Below are 14,391 nucleotides of genomic sequence, written 5' to 3'. Positions count from 1 at the left end.
GGCGGGGTGCCCTTCCGGCCGCCTCGTACCAGCGGATGCGAGACCACGATGACGAGGGCGTCGTCCACGATCGACCTGCTCGACCTGCTCGGCCTGGCAGCCGACCTGGCCGCGGTCGCCCTGTCGCTGCTCAGCCTCGGGGTGGCCGTCGGCGGGGTCATTCTGGTGCTGCGCCAGATCCGGCAGGCGCAGGAACAGTTGCGCCTGGACCAGCGGGCCACTTTCGTCGGGATGCTGCTCCAACTCGACGCCGCTTTCGCTGACCTCGCGCATCACCGGGACTGGGTCAACAAACAGCACAAGAAGCCCGTGCAAAACCAGGACACATTGTGGGACATCGTGCCCTATCTCGCCGTATTCGAGCGAGTGGCGATGGCAGTGGCCGAGAAACTCCTCTCCTACGAACGCGTCTACCAGTTCTACTCCTCGCGCCTACGCCGACTACTACGCACGAAGAAGGCGCGCCATCTCCTGATCACGCAGCCACACGGCTGGGCGTTGCTGATCCGCTTCATTGTCGACCTTGACAAATACGCGAGCGAGGCGAAATTGAACCCGATCGTGGTCAAGCACGCCCCGCCGGTCCGCGAGTCCGCAGCGGACCGAGATGAGGAGTTCCTCGCACAGCTGCGCAACCCGTCCTGACGGCACCGCGTTCCGGCTGGCAGTCCCGTTCAGCGGACGACGTGGTCGTGGTCGGTCAGGACCTCGTTGATCAGCTGGTGGTGGACGGCCGCCTGCTCCGGGGCGGTGCCAGAAACCTGCGACAGTACGAGCAGCGACTTCCACAGCAGCCAGCCGCGAGCTCGTGCCCAGGTTCCCTCGTCCTGTTCCATCGCGGCATGGAACACGCGGCGGCTCTCACCGGTGAAGTCCGTCCAAGCGATCACCAGATCGCAGGCCGGGTCGCCGACCCCGGAGGTGCCGAAGTCGATAACGGCTGCCAGGTCACCGCCGGAGACGAGAAGATTGCCGGCGGCGACGTCACCGTGGAACCACACCGGCGAGCCGCGCCACTGGCAGGCCAGGGCCGTCTCCCACACCCGGGTGGCGCGCTCGGTGTCGACGACACCGGTCAAGGTTGCGAGACACCGGCGTGTCTCGTCGTCGTAATGCTCCGGTGACGCGCCCCGGTACCAGCTGTGTTCCCCCGCGACAGGCGCGCCGTCGACGTCACACCGTTGGAGAGCCCGGAGGAACCCGGCCACCGAAGCCGCGAAGTGCGACAGGTCGGCGATGCGCGCCCGATTCGCCGTCTCACCGGGCAACCAACCGCGGATCGACCACGGGTACGGATACCCTTCGCCGGGCTTACCCAAGCCGAGGATGCGCGGCACGGCGACCGGCAACGCCGGAGCCAGCCGCGGAAGCCATTCGTTCTCCTTGGCTACCGCGGGAACGTACCCGGCCGCGGTGGGCAACCGCACCGTCATGGTCGTACCCAGCCGATAGGTGCGATTGTCCCAGCCGTCGACCTCAACGGGCGTCACCGGCAAACCGGCCCACCGCGGAAACTGTGCCGCGATCAGCCGCTCCACCAAAGCCGCGTCAATACCGGCCCGACCGTCCGGCCCGAATCTCACCACGCCGATGATCGTCCACCGGCGCCGGCCCGGGGGGAAATCCTTTTTGAGGTGCACCGCCGGGTCCTGGCGGAATTGACCGGACACGATCGGGCTTCGCGCCCTAGGCTCGGCGGATGCAGCGGCAGGCGGCTCAAGATCTGGTTGCGACCATGCCGCACGCCCGTTCGGCCTGGCTTGCCCAGACGGTGGCAGGCCTGCACCCGACGGCCGGTACGTCGGAGCGATGTACGACGTCGGTCCGCTACCACTGTGGGTCGACTGGTACCTGTGGCCGGCCACCCTGGCCGCACCGCGGGACGCCCTGCTGTTGTCCGGGCGCGGCGAAGCCGGTCATCGCACGCTCTTCGCATCGCTGGATCAGCATGGCCGTGGCCCGGAATCCACCGCCGGCCAGGCACCGCTCCTCGACAGTCTGCGCGATCTCCTCGCCGCCACACCAGGCGACGACCTGGTACGGGCCGCATCGCCCATTTCCTCGATGCGGTGTCCGCGCTCACCGATGAGTAATCTCATCCGGGCCGATCATCTCTGCGTCACGGGACACCCACCGTCCGTACCGGATCGTCCGTCCTTATCGGCCAAATAGATGAACCCCTTTGCGTGACTGCGGTAAGAGTCAACAGCCGGTAGCTTCTGTTCCCGTGACCACACCCGTCGGAGAAGCCCGCAAGGTCATCGCCCCGAGGCGGCACAACCAGGCCCCCGCGGCCTGGCGCGTACCGCTACCCGGGCGCCCGCCGGCCGCAACCCCCGTCAGCAAACCACGCAGCCCGCAAGGAGACCAATGTCCACCGGCACCAGCACAACCCTGCCCCTCACCGGAGCCGCAATCGCCGTCGGCGGCGCCAGCTTCGGCATCCAGTGGGTCGCCGCAGCCGGAATCCTGTTCGTCGTCCTCGGATTCGCCGCTGTCCGTTACACCCGCCGCGCCCGCCGGTAGGCGTCCCGCCGAAGCCGCGATCGCCGCGGCCGTGGTGGCCGCAGCGGCCGGCACCACTCTGATCGTCTACCGGGAAAGCGGCGGCGACCCGGCAGTTCTCGCTTTCTGGGCGTTCACCGCAACTGTGCTCCTGTGGGGTGTCCTCGCACACGTCAGCACCCGCGGCCGCTACCGGCACCTGCCGGTCGCGCCCGGCCGGGTCCTGGCGGTCATTCCGGCCTACAACGAGACCACCACCGCGGTGCACGCCACCGTCCACGCCATCCTCCGGCAGACCATCGCGTGCGACATCGTCGTTGTCGACGACGGCTCGGTCACACCGGTGCAGGCGTTCCCGCACCCACGGGTCAGGTGGGCCCGGCAGGCCAACGCGGGCAAACGGGCAGCGCAGGTGACCGCCCTGTACGGCACCGACCGCGGCGACTACGACTTCGTGTTCACCGTCGACTCGGACAGCGAACCCCACCCGGATGCGCTCGAGCATCTGCTACGGGCGATGAGCGACCCGGACGTGTGGGCGGCGACCGGATGGGTCCGGACCCGTAACTATGCCGACAACTGGGTTACCCGCTGCGCCGACCTGGACATCGGCTCGGCGCTGGTCATGAACCGGGCGTCGCGGACCCAGCTCGGCGCGGTGGAAACCATGTCGGGTGCGCTCGCCCTGTACCGCGCGGATCTGCTGTGGGACGAGGCGGAGGAGTATCTGCGCGACAACGAGGGCGCGGGCGACGACCACTGGCTGACGGCCCGCGCGCTGCTGCGCGGCAAGGCGGTCGGGGTGAACGAGGCCGTGGTCGACACGGATATGCCCACCGAGGTTCGCCGCACCTATCAGCAGCGGGCACGATGGTGCCGGTCGACGTATCTGATGGCCGGTTTCTCGATCGCCCGGTACGGGTGGGTTCAGCTGATCCCGCTGCTGATCAACTTCGCGTGTCTGGTGACGGCTCCGCTCTGCTTGACCGCCGCGGCGGTCGCTGCGGTGTACAACGGCGTCCACGGCCGTGACCTGGCCGGCCTGTCCTGGGCGGACGTTGCCGCCTTCGGCACGCTCGCGGTGATCGCGAAGCTGGGCGGGTGCGGCTTGTACCTGCTTCGCCGGCCCGGTATGCCGGTACGCGAGAAGCTGCTGTCGCTGCTGGCCGCGGGGTCAACCCTGTACGTGTTCGGGGTGTTCGCGGTGACGTTGCCGCGGTACGCGTCGCTGTTTCAGCTCCGCCGGATCACGTGGGCGACCCGGGAGGTGAAGGGCGTGGCGCTTCCGCTGCCGGTGTTGACCCGGTCGGTGCACGAGCCTCGCCGGGCTCGGGCGACCGGGGTGATCGCGCCGGACACTCTCCGGCGGGCGCTGCAACAGCGGGCGGCAGCGGCGACCCCGCGCCGGCGCCGGGATACGGACCCGACGGCGGTGATGGACTTCGTGGAGGTCGGAAGCCGGCGGTGACCCAGCCGGCACCGCACCCCACCCTGACCGATCGCGGTGGTGCACGATGTCTCCTGATGCGGATTTTCGTCAGCTCCACATACCGGGACCTCGCGGCACACCGTGAGCTGATCACCCAGGTCCTGGCCCGGATGAAGCTCCAGTTCTCCGCGATGGAGCACTTCGGCAGCCGCGGCGACGAGGCCCTGCCGGTCTGCGAGCAGGAGATCGACGAGTGCGACATCTTCGTCGGCGTCTACGCCTGGCGTTACGGCTGGCAACCGGCTCCGGACGGCCCCTCGATCACCGAACTCGAGTTCGACCGCGCCGCCGGGAAGATCCGCCTCTGCTACGTGATCGACGACGATCACCCGTGGCCACCCCCGATGATCGACCAGGCCGGCCCCGCCGACCGCCTCGCCGCCTTCAAGGAGCGGGTCGGCCGGCTCGTCCGCAGCACGTTCACCACCCCGGAAAACCTGGCCGGCCAGGTCGCCACCGACCTGGCCCGCGAGGTGTCCCGGCTGGGCGGCGGCCCCGCCGCCCCGGCACCGGAACGGGCCTGGGGCGAATACTGCCTGCGGCTCGCCGCCGAACTCGGCCGGGACACCGAAAGCACGGCCCACTACGTCCCGCTCGACGCCGAGGTGAGCGGCCGCCGGTCCGACCTGGAGCGGCGCTTCCGCAGGTGGCTCGACGATCCCGCCGAACCGCTGCTGGCGGTGCTCGGCGACTTCGGCAGCGGCAAGACGACGTTCGCCCGGCACGTGTGCCGGGACCTGGCCACCGCCTGGAAACCCGGCGCGGGAGTCCTCCCGGTGCTGATCCCGCTGCGCGCCTACCGCTCGACCGCGACGCTGTCCGACATGCTCGGCGCCGAGTTGCGGCGGCTGGGCGGCGACACCACCCGGCTCGGCGAGGTGACCCGGCTGCTCATCGTCCTCGACGGCCTGGACGAACAGGCCGAGCGGTTCAGCGACCAGGAGACCAGCCGGCTGCTGTTCCAGGTCAGCGGCAGGTTGCCGGCCGCCAGCAAGATCATGCTCACCTGCCGGACGCACTTCTTCCGCGACGAGATCGCCGAGAGCCGCCTGCTGACCGCGCCCGACCCGCTCGCCACCGGCCTCCTGGCCGAGGGCCGTCGGACGCCGACCCTGTACCTGGCGCCGCTCAGCGTCGGCCAGCGGCAGGAATATCTCCGCCGTACGCAGGGAGACGGCTGGCAGCGGGCCGAGCGGACCATCGAGCGCATCTACGACCTGAAGGACCTGGCGAACCGTCCGATTCTACTCAACCTGATCACCCACCTGCTGCCGGAACTGCGCGCCGAGGGCGGCGGCATCGGGCAGGCCCGGCTGTACGAGATCGCCGCGGAGAAGTGGCTGGAGCGCGAGCGGTGGCGGGGCCTGGAACCGGCGGAGGTCCTGCATTTCGTGGAGGAGCTCGCCTTCACGTCGCTGATGCGGGGACGGGACTCGATCCACCACCGGCACCTCACCGACAGTGTGCGCCGGCACTTCGAGGCCCGGATCCTCTCGGCCGTGGACCTCCAGGCGTGGGACGGCATCGTCCGGACCAGCCTGTTCCTCAACCGCGACCCGAACGGCAACTACACCTTCATGCACAAGTCGTTCGAGGAGTACTTCGCCGCTCGCGCCTTCGTCGCCGGGGTCGGCCGCCCGTTCCGCGCCCTGCCCTCCTTCGCCAACCAGCGGGTCACCGAGGAGATGCGCACCTTCATCGGCGAGCTGCTACCGCGCGAGTCCTCCGTCCGGCTGTTCGAGATGCTCGGCGACGACACGTCGTACGAGGCCTCGGTGATCGCGGCCCGCACCATCATCCAGCTGCGACCGCCCGTCGATCCGGCCATGGACGACGCGCTGATCGACCAGATCGGCCGGGCCTACCGCACCCACAACTCGGTGAGCATCACCACCGCCACCCACTACGTCTTCGTGGCCACCCGGAATCGGCGGACGCTGCCCATCCTCCTCGCCGAGCTGTACGAACACCCCTCCTACCGCACCGCGCCGGCCGCCCTGGCCACCATCGCGACGATCGCCGACAACCGGGACTCCGGCGAACTGATCCGGCTCCGCGAGCGGATGATCGCCGACATGCAGTCCGTGCTCGCCCTCGACGACCCCCAACTGAAATCCCGTCTGCGCGAGCTCCTCGGGATGGCACCGGACGGTCGAGAGGCGGCCGTCCGGCAGGCGTTCGCCACGGCGCTGCATCTGGGCCGGACCGGCCGGGAGGATCGGGTGACGCTCAGCGACCTGACACCCGGCGGCTGGAAGATCACCCTGGCCGAGGTGGACCAGATCATCCTGCGCCTGACCGGCGCCCGACCAGGAGCCGGCACAACTCGCTCACATCCTTGACCCGTACGGTCGCACCGGCATCGATGATCGGCCAGTGTTCCGGACCTGCGTCCTTCATCCGACAGCTGGTGTCCGCGCGGCTGCTTACAGTCACCACCTGGAAAGCCCGGGAGGTGACCGATGGCGGCGGATCCGTACAGTGCGACAGCGGGACTGATCGAGGGTGCGCTACGGCTCACCACGGCCGGCCTGGAAATCTACCTCGATCGCCGGGTTGTCGCCCGTGAGCAGGAGCAGGCCGCACGCCAGGACCAGGCGGAGTCGCGCCGCCGCGCCGAGGACCAGCAGCAGGCGCGCGAGGAGTACATCCGTGGCCGCCGCGACAAGCGGGAGGACGACGACCGGGCGGCGGCGCTCGCGCGCGAGACCGAAGCGCTGCGGCACTACCCGTTCACCGCCGGGGCCGGATCACTGCGCGAGAACATCCGCACGGTGTATGCCGACCTGCAGACGATGCCTCCGTTGATCCTCATCGTCCCGACGCGGGACGGCGCCGACCCGATGTGGCACAGCCTGAGCCGGCGCGTCGAGGCGTTCCTGATGCCCCTGCAGCACGCCCACCTCGCGTTCGTGCAGGCTGCCGACCGCGACTTCACCTGGCCGCACGCGGCGCTGCTGCGCCATGACCTGGCCGGTGTGCCGACCGTCGTGCTGCGGGTCGAGGTTGTCAGCGGATGGCTGCTGGTCTGGCTGGGCGGTTCTCATCTGGGCGGTCAGACGGTTCGCCCGATGAGCCAGATCGCCTGGATGCCGCTGCCCGACCGGGACGCCTGGACGAGGGAGCGACTGGACGCGTTGGAGGAGGCGTCGAGCCACGGCTTCGTCAGCCCGCCGTCGGTGGCCGACGAGCGGTCGCTGTCGACGGTTCAGACGGAGTGGGCGACGCGGCTGGCCGCCGTCGCCGCAACCGCCGCGGTGGACGCCTACCACCTGTTGCGCCGGCGCGGGTACGACGAGCAGATCGACACGGCGATCCGGGAGTTGGGTCCGGAGGCGGCGGCACAGCTCGTGTTCCCGGTGGATCGCGAAGCGCTGGCCGATCCGGCGTACCACCTGCTGCATCGGAGCCGGCGGCAGATCGCCCTGGGTGACCGGGCGGCGGCCCGGGCCGATGTGGTGGAGGCGCTGGAGGCGCTCAACGGCCGGCCGTCGGCGACCCTGCGCGACGCGATTCTGGCGGCGCGGGCCGACAAGCAGCTGGCGGAGTGGCACGTAACGATGCTCGAACGCCTGGACCGGGAGAGCCCGGATCTGCTCGACGCGAAGGCACGCGCGGCGTTGCGTGAACCGCTGCCCGTCGCGGCTCCGGCGGCGCCGAGCCGGGAACTGGTCCGGCGCACCCGGGACAAGACCGGGGAGAGCTCCGAACCGCGCATCGTGCTGACCCGGGGCGGCGACCCTAACGCACCGTTCGGGGAGTGGTGAGCCGTGGACGTGGTGATGCTCGGCCATGAGGCGGCAGGGAAGACGTCCTACCTGTCGGCCATGTACGAGGAGATGAACGGGGGCAGTGAGGGCTTCACCGTCCGCGCCCAGCGCCCGGCGGACCACCAGCGGTTGATGTCGCTGGCCCGCCATATCCGGTCCGGCACCTATCCGCCGCCGAACGCCCGGCGCAGCAACTACCTGCTGCGGCTCCACCACGCCGGGCAGCCGATCTTCGACTTCGTCTGGCGTGACTACCGGGGCGGTGCACTGACCGAGACGTCGGATTCGGCCCAGGCGAGCCAGCTGCGGGCCGACGCGGCCGCGGCCGGTGGGCTCGTGCTGACCATCGACAGCACCCGCTTGACGAGCGGCCCCCGGGCGCAGGCCCACGTCCGGCCCCTGATCGCCACCACGGTGAAGTTGCTGCGCGAGCGCCAGGAGACGACCGCGCTGGTGATCGCCTTGACCAAGTGGGACCTGGTGGCCGACCAGGACGCCGCCGCCCGGCGGGCCCGGGACCTTCTCGGTGACCTGATCGCCGCCGTCGGCGCCACCGACGACGTGTACGGCCTGATCATCCCGGTGGCCTGCGGCCCGCAGGCGGTCAACGTGATCTTCCCGGTGCTGTGGTGCCTGCACGTGGGCATCGCGATCCGCGGGCGGGCGATACAGCGGAACGTCGCCTACTACCAGCATCTGCAGGCCGTTGCCCGGCAGCGTGGCGGCGTCGTCGACCGGGTGCGCAGCTGGTATCGCGGCGAGCCGACCTGGACCGTCGTCGCCGCACAGCTCCAGGTCGCGGCCGATCTCGAGCTGGCCTCCCTGCGGCCGTTGATCACCGCCAGCCAGCAGCTGGCACCGGCGTTCGAGGACGCCGTGACTTTCTGAGGAGATCGATGCCGTCACTTTCTGAGGAGATCGATATGGCCGAGCCGCCCAGGTTGACGGTCACCGCCATGGGGCACAAGCGGTCCGGCAAGACGACGTTCCTGCTTGGCATGTACGCGGAGTTGTCGGCCGGCAAGGAAGGCTACTTCCTGAGCGCCACCAATACGGACATCGATCTGCGGCTGGCCTCCCGCTGGGAGAAGCTGCTGGACGACGGTGTCCTGCCACCGCCCAACCCGAACAGCGAGATCAACTACACCTTCCAGTTCCTGGACGGGCTGCTGCCGTTGCTCGACGTCGACTGGCTCGACTACCGCGGCGGCGCGATCAACGAGGAACGCGAAGGCGGAGAGGCCGACGTCGGCGGCGTGCTGGACCGGCTCGTCGCCTCGGACTCCATCTATCTGGTCATCGACGGCCGGTACCTGGCCGAGCCGATCACGGCCCGCAACCGGATGGGCGTGATCCGCGCGGCCGGCCTGCGCCGGATGACGAATCTGCTGCAGGACACGATCCGCCGGCGCGGGAGGGACCTCGCTCCGCCGTCCCTGGTCATCCTGATCACCAAGGCCGACCTGATCCCGCGGGAGCGCCGGGAGCCGATGGACGGACTCATCAACGATCTCCAGCAGATCATCAGCGTCGCGTTCACCGGCGGATTCACCACCCTGATCTGTCCGGTGATGCTCGGCGACTTCGGCGCGGATCCGGGTCCGACGGTCGAAGCCGAGGACATCGAGCCGCACAATCTGCACTTGCCGCTCGTCTACTCGCTGGCCATGTACATGGACCAGCTCTCGATCGCCGCCGGCGTGGCGGCCGGCCTGCAACGGGAACGGGCCGGTCAGCTGGCGTCGATGCGCAAGGGACTGACCCGGGGTGTCGGATCGGTCTTCCGCCGTGGCCAGGCGTCGAAGGCGAGCCGCGAGGCGGATCAGGCCGCCGACGAACTGGAGACTTTCATGGCGGTGCAGGAGGTCGCCGCGCACCGCGCCAAGCAGCTGTTCGGCGAGCTCAGCGGCTTGTCGCTATTCCGGGACGGCAACGAGGTGCAGCTGTGAGCGCCGCACAGGTCTGGCAGCCGGTCCTCTACGGCCGGACGTACCGGGCCGACCGCTGGTGGCGGCTACGGCCCGGCGACATGGACCCGGATTGGCTCACCGCCGCCGCGCTGGCCTGCGCCGACGGCGGTGACGGGCTGGCCGCCGGACCGCGCATGCTGCTGGCCCGGCGCGGTGACGCGGTCCTGGTCGGCGGCGCGGGCCGGGCTTCGCTGCTCAGCGACACGATGAACTCCGACGGCAGCCGGCCGCTGTTCTGCTTCGCCGGCTGGCTGACCCGGACGTCCGATCCGGTTCTGCCCGCGCTCGCCGACCTGGAGCGGCACTGGGTGTCCTGGGCCGCCGAGATCTACGGGTCGTGGATGCCGCTGGACTGGAAGCGGCATCCGTCCGACCTGGGCGTGCCGCACGAGTCGCCGTTCGTCGCCGCGCCCTGGTCCGCGGCGGCGGCCGCCGAGCCGCCTGCCGGGCCCGCGGGCCGGCCCCGGCAGGTCCGGGGCATGTGGGTGGTGCCGCCGTCCGATCGGGAGCGGTGCTGGTACGAGCTGTCCCGTTTTACCGGTGATTTTGCGTACGCGACGGCCTTCGACCAGATCCCGCTGGAGTTCGCCGGACCGCTGACCCACGTGGGCTCGTCTGCGGACGTGCCGGACGTCGCGGAGCCACCGGCCGATCCGGTTCCCGCCGCCGCGCCGGCCGAGGAGGCCAGCCCGCCTCCCGACCCCGCACCGGGCCCGGAGACGCACACCGAGCCCGAGAAAGGCCGGTTCCGGCGAGGCCTGGGGTCGATTCTCGGAGGCGGTCATCGCGCGGACGAGCCGGCGGCGCCAACACCGTCCGGACCGGCGAAGGACCTCGACTACTGGCGCGCCCAGGAGACCCGGAAAGGCCGGCGGGACCCGGAGCGCCGAACCGGACCCGCAAAGCCTGGCGGGGATCAGGTTTAGATTCTTCAAGGGCGACTGAGAGAAATCCGGATGCCTTCGCGGACCTACTAGCCGCTGCGGAATCCATCCGAGACCAGATCGCAATTCCTAGGAGTCAACGCCGCTCATCCAGCAGCCGCCGCAACTCCCCCACGTCCTTGACCCGCTCCCCCCGCGTCCCCGCCAGCGGCGACACCAACAATGTAGTAACCCCCACCCCCGCCATTTCATCCAGCCGCCGCCGGATCTCATCCGCCTCCCCCACCAGCGACGTAGCCGCCACCAGTTCATCCGGCACCGCCGCCGCAGCCTCCGCCCGCCGCCCGCTCAAAAACAACTCCTGAATGCGCGCCGCCGCCTCCGGATACCCGTACCGCCGCACCAGATCATTGGAGAAATTGCGCCCCCGAGCTCCCATCCCACCCAGATAGAGCGCCAACTGCCCCCGATGCCGATCCAGCAACGCCGGCGTAGGCGCGGCCACCGCGAACGGCACCGGCACACTGATGTCCAGTGGCCCCAGCCCAGGGTCACGCCGCGCCAGACCATCCGCGAGCGCGTCGCCGAACACGCGGGGGAAGGCGCGCGGATCCAGGAACAACGCCTGCCACCCCTCGGCGATCTCCGCCGCCAGCGCCACGTTGCGCGGACCCATCGCGGCCAGCAGGATCGGGATGCGCGGCCGCACCGGCCGGTTGATCAGTTTGAGCGGCTTGCCGAGTCCGGTGCCCTCGCCCGGCGGCAGCGGGATCCGATACTTCGGTCCCTCGTGCACCAGCGTCTCGCGCTGCCAGACCCGGCGGCAGATCAAAACCACTTCGCGGGTACGCGCGAGCGGCGCGTCGTACGGGATGCCGTGAAAGCCCTCGATCACCTGCGGGCCGGAAGCACCCAGCCCCAGCGAGAAACGGCCGCCCGAGACGTAGTCGAGGCCGGCCGCCGTCATCGCGGTCAGGGTCGGCGTGCGGGTGTAGAGCTGCATGACGCCGGATGCGAGTTCCAGGCCGCAGCGGGCCGCCAGGTAGCCGATCTGGCTGACCGCGTCGAAGCTGTACGCCTCCGGCACCACCACGAGTTGCGCGCCGGCCGACTCGAACTCGGCCACCTCGTCGACCGCGGCCGCGAAGCCCTCGCCGCTGTAGCCCAGCTGGATGCCGAGACGCACGGCGGTCACGAGCCGTGCACGATGACCTGGCGGATCACGTCGCCGGAGCCGAGCGCGGCCAGCGCGTCGCCGACCTCGTCGAGGCGCAGGCGGCGGCTCACCATGCCCTCGATGTCGAGGCGGCCGGCCCGCCACAGGGCCAGCAGGCGCGGGAAGTCGCGCGGCGGATTGGCCGAGCCGTACAGCGACGGGATGATCCGTTTGCCCTCGAACAGCAGCTCGAACGGGCTGAACTCGACCTGGTGCTCGGCCCGGCCGGCGCCGACCACCACCACGGTGCCGCCGCGACGGGCGGCGGTCCAGGCGGTGCGCAGCGTCTGCGGCACGGCTACCACGTCGAACGCGTAGTCGAAGCCCTCACCGCCGGTCAGCTCCACGGACAGGTCGCTGAGCTGCTCGGGCGTGACGGCGTGGGTGGCACCGAAGCGGCGGGCGATGTCGTGTTTTGCCGGTACGGTGTCCACCGCGACGATCAGCGACGCGCCGGACAGCCGGGCGCCCTGGATCGCGGCGATGCCCACGCCGCCGCAGCCGAGCACCACCACGGTCTCCCCCGGTCGCACCGCGGCCGTGTTGATCACCGCGCCGACGCCGGTCATCACGCCGCAGCCGACCAGCGCGGCCACCTCGTACGGCACATCGGGGTCGATCTGCACGACGCCGGGCCGGGGCAGCACCATCTCCTCGGCGAACGCGCCGCAGCCGGCCATCCCGAACACGGGAGTCTCGCCGGCCATGAACCGCGGCATCACGTAGCCGGTCATCACGTGTGTCATGCACAGGTACGGCTCGTCGTGCAGGCAGGACGCGCACGAACCGCAGGACGGCAGCCAGTTGACCGCGACCCGGTCGCCGGGCGCGAGGTCGGTCACCCCGTCGCCGACGGCCAGCACGTCGCCGGCCGCCTCGTGCCCGAGCACGGCCGGCACCGGCTGCGGCAGCCCGCCCTCGCGGGCCGACAGGTCGGAGTGGCAGACGCCCGCGGCCCGCACCCGGATGTGGACCTCGCCGGGCCCCGGACCGAGCACGGTCACGTCGTCGCGGAGGTCGAACTTGTCGTCACCGATCGTGTGCAGAACCGCAGCGCGCATCCCGGCACCCCCTGGAAAATTAGAACGCGTTCTACGCTAGTGGGCGGCGCGCAACCGAGCAAGCGATTGGCCAACTGACATAATTGGCCAGGTGACGACCTCGAAGAAGGCCGCGCTCCCGTCCGAGCGGCGCGCACACCTGGTACAGCTGGCCGGCGACCTGTTCGCCGAGAAGGGCTTCCGGGCCACGACCGTACGCGAGATCGCGGACGCCGCCGGCATCCTGTCCGGCAGCCTGTACCACCACTTCGACTCGAAGGAGTCGATCGGCGACGAGATCCTCAGCGCGTTCCTCGACGACGTGCTGGCCGGCTACCGCGAAGCGGTGCAGGACACGGACACCGCCCGCACCGCCATCGAGCAGATCGTCCACTCCAGCACCGCGACGCTGAGCCGGCACCGCGCCGCGCTCACCATGCTGCAGAACGACTGGCCGTACTTCAGCGCCCAGCCGAGGTTCGCCTATCTGCGCAAGGCCACCAAGGAGATCGAGCAGATCTGGGTGGCCCAGCTCGAACGCGGCAAGCAGTCCGGCGAGTTCCGCGCCGACCTGGACGCCAAACTGGTCTACCGCCTGCTGCGCGACATCCTCTGGATGCCCACGGCCTGGCCGCGCAGCCGGGGCGCCAGCTGGTCCACCGATCAGATCGTCAAAGGACTGCTGTCCCTACTGTTCGACGGCATCACCCGCTAGTCTCCCAAGCAAACGCTTGGTTGGAGCGGGAGGTCTGCGATGGGGCGGCTCGACGGCAAGGTGGCACTCATCACCGGTGGGGCGCGCGGCATGGGCAAGTCGCACGCCCGGCACTTCGTCGCGGAGGGCGCCCGCGTGGTCGTCGGCGACGTGCTCGACGACAAGGGCCGGGCGGTCGCGGACGGCCTCGGCGCCGAGCACTGCCGCTTCGTGCACCACGACGTGACCAGCGCGGACGACTGGGCCGCCGCGGTGGCGACGACGCTGGACACGTACGGCCGCCTTGATGTTCTGATCAACAACGCCGGGATCCTGCGGCACGCACGGATCGCCGAGATGGAACCGGACGAGTTCCGGCGGGTGATCGACGTCAACCTGATCGGCACCTGGCTCGGCATCCGGCAGGTGGTACCGCCGATGACCGCAGCCGGCGGCGGCTCGATCGTGAACATCTCGTCGATCGAGGGGTTCGCCGGTGCGGCCGGGCTGTCCGCCTACAGCGCCAGCAAGTTCGGCGTCCGCGGGCTCACCAGGTCGGCCGCGCAGGAGCTCGGGCCGGTCGGCATCCGGGTCAACTCGGTGCACCCGGGCGGCGTGCTGACCTCGATGGCGCTGTCCGCCGCGGAGACGATGACCGGGGTCGACCCGGCCGCGTTTCTCAAGGCCATGCCGATCGCCCGGTTCGCCGAGCCGGTCGAGATCTCCCGGCTGGTCGCGTTCCTGGCCTCGGACGAGTCGTCGTACACGACCGGCGCCGAGTTCGTGGCCGACGGCGGGCTGCTCAGCGGGCCGGGTTACTGAG

14 protein-coding genes are annotated in these 14,391 nt (G+C 70.3%); 11 read left to right on the top strand and 3 right to left on the bottom strand.

Annotated features, from left to right (window positions below):
• Window positions 1-48 precede the first annotated feature (48 nt).
• The gene (locus tag Ari01nite_RS09365) at window positions 49-645 is read left to right on the top strand and encodes a hypothetical protein (protein WP_203780732.1); all 597 of its coding nucleotides are present in this window, start codon (window positions 49-51) and stop codon (window positions 643-645) included.
• Between the two features lie 29 nt (window positions 646-674).
• On the opposite strand, the gene Ari01nite_RS09360 is transcribed toward Ari01nite_RS09365, so the two are convergent.
• Window positions 675-1,490, bottom strand: a complete 816-nt coding sequence (locus Ari01nite_RS09360; protein ID WP_239162603.1) for an aminoglycoside phosphotransferase family protein — start codon at window positions 1,488-1,490, stop codon at window positions 675-677.
• Between the two features lie 319 nt (window positions 1,491-1,809).
• Here Ari01nite_RS09360 and Ari01nite_RS09355 point away from each other — a divergent pair, with 319 nt between their 5' ends.
• The 8 genes from Ari01nite_RS09355 (at window position 1,810) to Ari01nite_RS09320 (ending at window position 10,660) form a co-directional block, all read left to right on the top strand.
• Window positions 1,810-2,172 carry a hypothetical protein gene (locus tag Ari01nite_RS09355; RefSeq protein WP_203780731.1) on the top strand — a complete coding sequence of 121 codons (363 nt, stop codon included), beginning with the start codon at window positions 1,810-1,812 and terminating at the stop codon, window positions 2,170-2,172.
• Window positions 2,173-2,370: 198 nt separating this feature from the next.
• Complete coding sequence (locus tag Ari01nite_RS09350) at window positions 2,371-2,526, top strand: hypothetical protein (RefSeq protein ID WP_203780730.1); 156 nt, start codon at window positions 2,371-2,373, stop codon at window positions 2,524-2,526.
• Between the two features lie 31 nt (window positions 2,527-2,557).
• Window positions 2,558-3,973 carry a glycosyltransferase family 2 protein gene (locus Ari01nite_RS09345; protein WP_203780729.1) on the top strand — a complete coding sequence of 472 codons (1,416 nt, stop codon included), beginning with the start codon at window positions 2,558-2,560 and terminating at the stop codon, window positions 3,971-3,973.
• 56 nt (window positions 3,974-4,029) lie between these two features.
• The gene (locus Ari01nite_RS09340) at window positions 4,030-6,336 is read left to right on the top strand and encodes a DUF4062 domain-containing protein (RefSeq protein WP_203780728.1); all 2,307 of its coding nucleotides are present in this window, start codon (window positions 4,030-4,032) and stop codon (window positions 6,334-6,336) included.
• Between the two features lie 120 nt (window positions 6,337-6,456).
• Window positions 6,457-7,761 carry a hypothetical protein gene (locus Ari01nite_RS09335; RefSeq protein ID WP_203780727.1) on the top strand — a complete coding sequence of 435 codons (1,305 nt, stop codon included), beginning with the start codon at window positions 6,457-6,459 and terminating at the stop codon, window positions 7,759-7,761.
• 3 nt (window positions 7,762-7,764) lie between these two features.
• Window positions 7,765-8,652 carry a TRAFAC clade GTPase domain-containing protein gene (locus tag Ari01nite_RS09330; protein ID WP_203780726.1) on the top strand — a complete coding sequence of 296 codons (888 nt, stop codon included), beginning with the start codon at window positions 7,765-7,767 and terminating at the stop codon, window positions 8,650-8,652.
• Window positions 8,653-8,660: 8 nt separating this feature from the next.
• On the top strand, window positions 8,661-9,713 hold the full coding sequence (locus Ari01nite_RS09325; protein WP_203780725.1) for a hypothetical protein: 1,053 nt from the start codon (window positions 8,661-8,663) through the stop codon (window positions 9,711-9,713).
• A complete protein-coding gene (locus Ari01nite_RS09320) occupies window positions 9,710-10,660 on the top strand; it encodes a hypothetical protein (protein ID WP_203780724.1) in 951 nt (316 codons plus the stop codon). Before Ari01nite_RS09325 ends, Ari01nite_RS09320 begins: the two co-directional genes overlap by 4 nt.
• Window positions 10,661-10,754: 94 nt before the next feature.
• Here Ari01nite_RS09320 and Ari01nite_RS09315 read toward each other — a convergent pair whose 3' ends face one another.
• The gene (locus tag Ari01nite_RS09315) at window positions 10,755-11,813 is read right to left on the bottom strand and encodes an LLM class F420-dependent oxidoreductase (RefSeq protein ID WP_438872159.1); all 1,059 of its coding nucleotides are present in this window, start codon (window positions 11,811-11,813) and stop codon (window positions 10,755-10,757) included.
• Window positions 11,810-12,895 carry a Zn-dependent alcohol dehydrogenase gene (locus tag Ari01nite_RS09310; RefSeq protein WP_203780723.1) on the bottom strand — a complete coding sequence of 362 codons (1,086 nt, stop codon included), beginning with the start codon at window positions 12,893-12,895 and terminating at the stop codon, window positions 11,810-11,812. Before Ari01nite_RS09310 ends, Ari01nite_RS09315 begins: the two co-directional genes overlap by 4 nt.
• A gap of 91 nt (window positions 12,896-12,986) precedes the next feature.
• On the opposite strand from Ari01nite_RS09310, the gene Ari01nite_RS09305 reads away from it, so the two are divergent.
• Window positions 12,987-13,589, top strand: coding sequence for a TetR/AcrR family transcriptional regulator (locus tag Ari01nite_RS09305; RefSeq protein WP_203780722.1), 603 nt, complete (start codon window positions 12,987-12,989; stop codon window positions 13,587-13,589).
• 39 nt (window positions 13,590-13,628) lie between these two features.
• Window positions 13,629-14,390, top strand: coding sequence for a glucose 1-dehydrogenase (locus tag Ari01nite_RS09300; protein ID WP_203780721.1), 762 nt, complete (start codon window positions 13,629-13,631; stop codon window positions 14,388-14,390).
• The last annotated feature ends 1 nt before the right edge of the window (window position 14,391 follow it).

The sequence above is a fragment of the Paractinoplanes rishiriensis genome (genome assembly GCF_016862375.1).
In the GTDB taxonomy this organism is placed as follows: domain Bacteria; phylum Actinomycetota; class Actinomycetes; order Mycobacteriales; family Micromonosporaceae; genus Actinoplanes; species Actinoplanes rishiriensis.
Note: the sequence above shows the minus strand (reverse complement) of the source record. Positions and strands in the feature narration are given on the sequence as shown.

What these genes read in the sequence shown, in the direction of transcription:
- Ari01nite_RS09340 (WP_203780728.1), top strand. Translation starts at nt 4,030, where the DNA reads ATGCGGATTTTCGTCAGCTCCACATACCGGGACCTCGCGGCACACCGT.
- Ari01nite_RS09325 (WP_203780725.1), top strand. Translation starts at nt 8,661, where the DNA reads ATGCCGTCACTTTCTGAGGAGATCGATATGGCCGAGCCGCCCAGGTTG.
- Ari01nite_RS09335 (WP_203780727.1), top strand. Translation starts at nt 6,457, where the DNA reads ATGGCGGCGGATCCGTACAGTGCGACAGCGGGACTGATCGAGGGTGCG.
- Ari01nite_RS09365 (WP_203780732.1), top strand. Translation starts at nt 49, where the DNA reads ATGACGAGGGCGTCGTCCACGATCGACCTGCTCGACCTGCTCGGCCTG.
- Ari01nite_RS09310 (WP_203780723.1), bottom strand. Translation starts at nt 12,895, where the DNA reads ATGCGCGCTGCGGTTCTGCACACGATCGGTGACGACAAGTTCGACCTC.
- Ari01nite_RS09350 (WP_203780730.1), top strand. Translation starts at nt 2,371, where the DNA reads ATGTCCACCGGCACCAGCACAACCCTGCCCCTCACCGGAGCCGCAATC.
- Ari01nite_RS09300 (WP_203780721.1), top strand. Translation starts at nt 13,629, where the DNA reads ATGGGGCGGCTCGACGGCAAGGTGGCACTCATCACCGGTGGGGCGCGC.
- Ari01nite_RS09355 (WP_203780731.1), top strand. Translation starts at nt 1,810, where the DNA reads ATGTACGACGTCGGTCCGCTACCACTGTGGGTCGACTGGTACCTGTGG.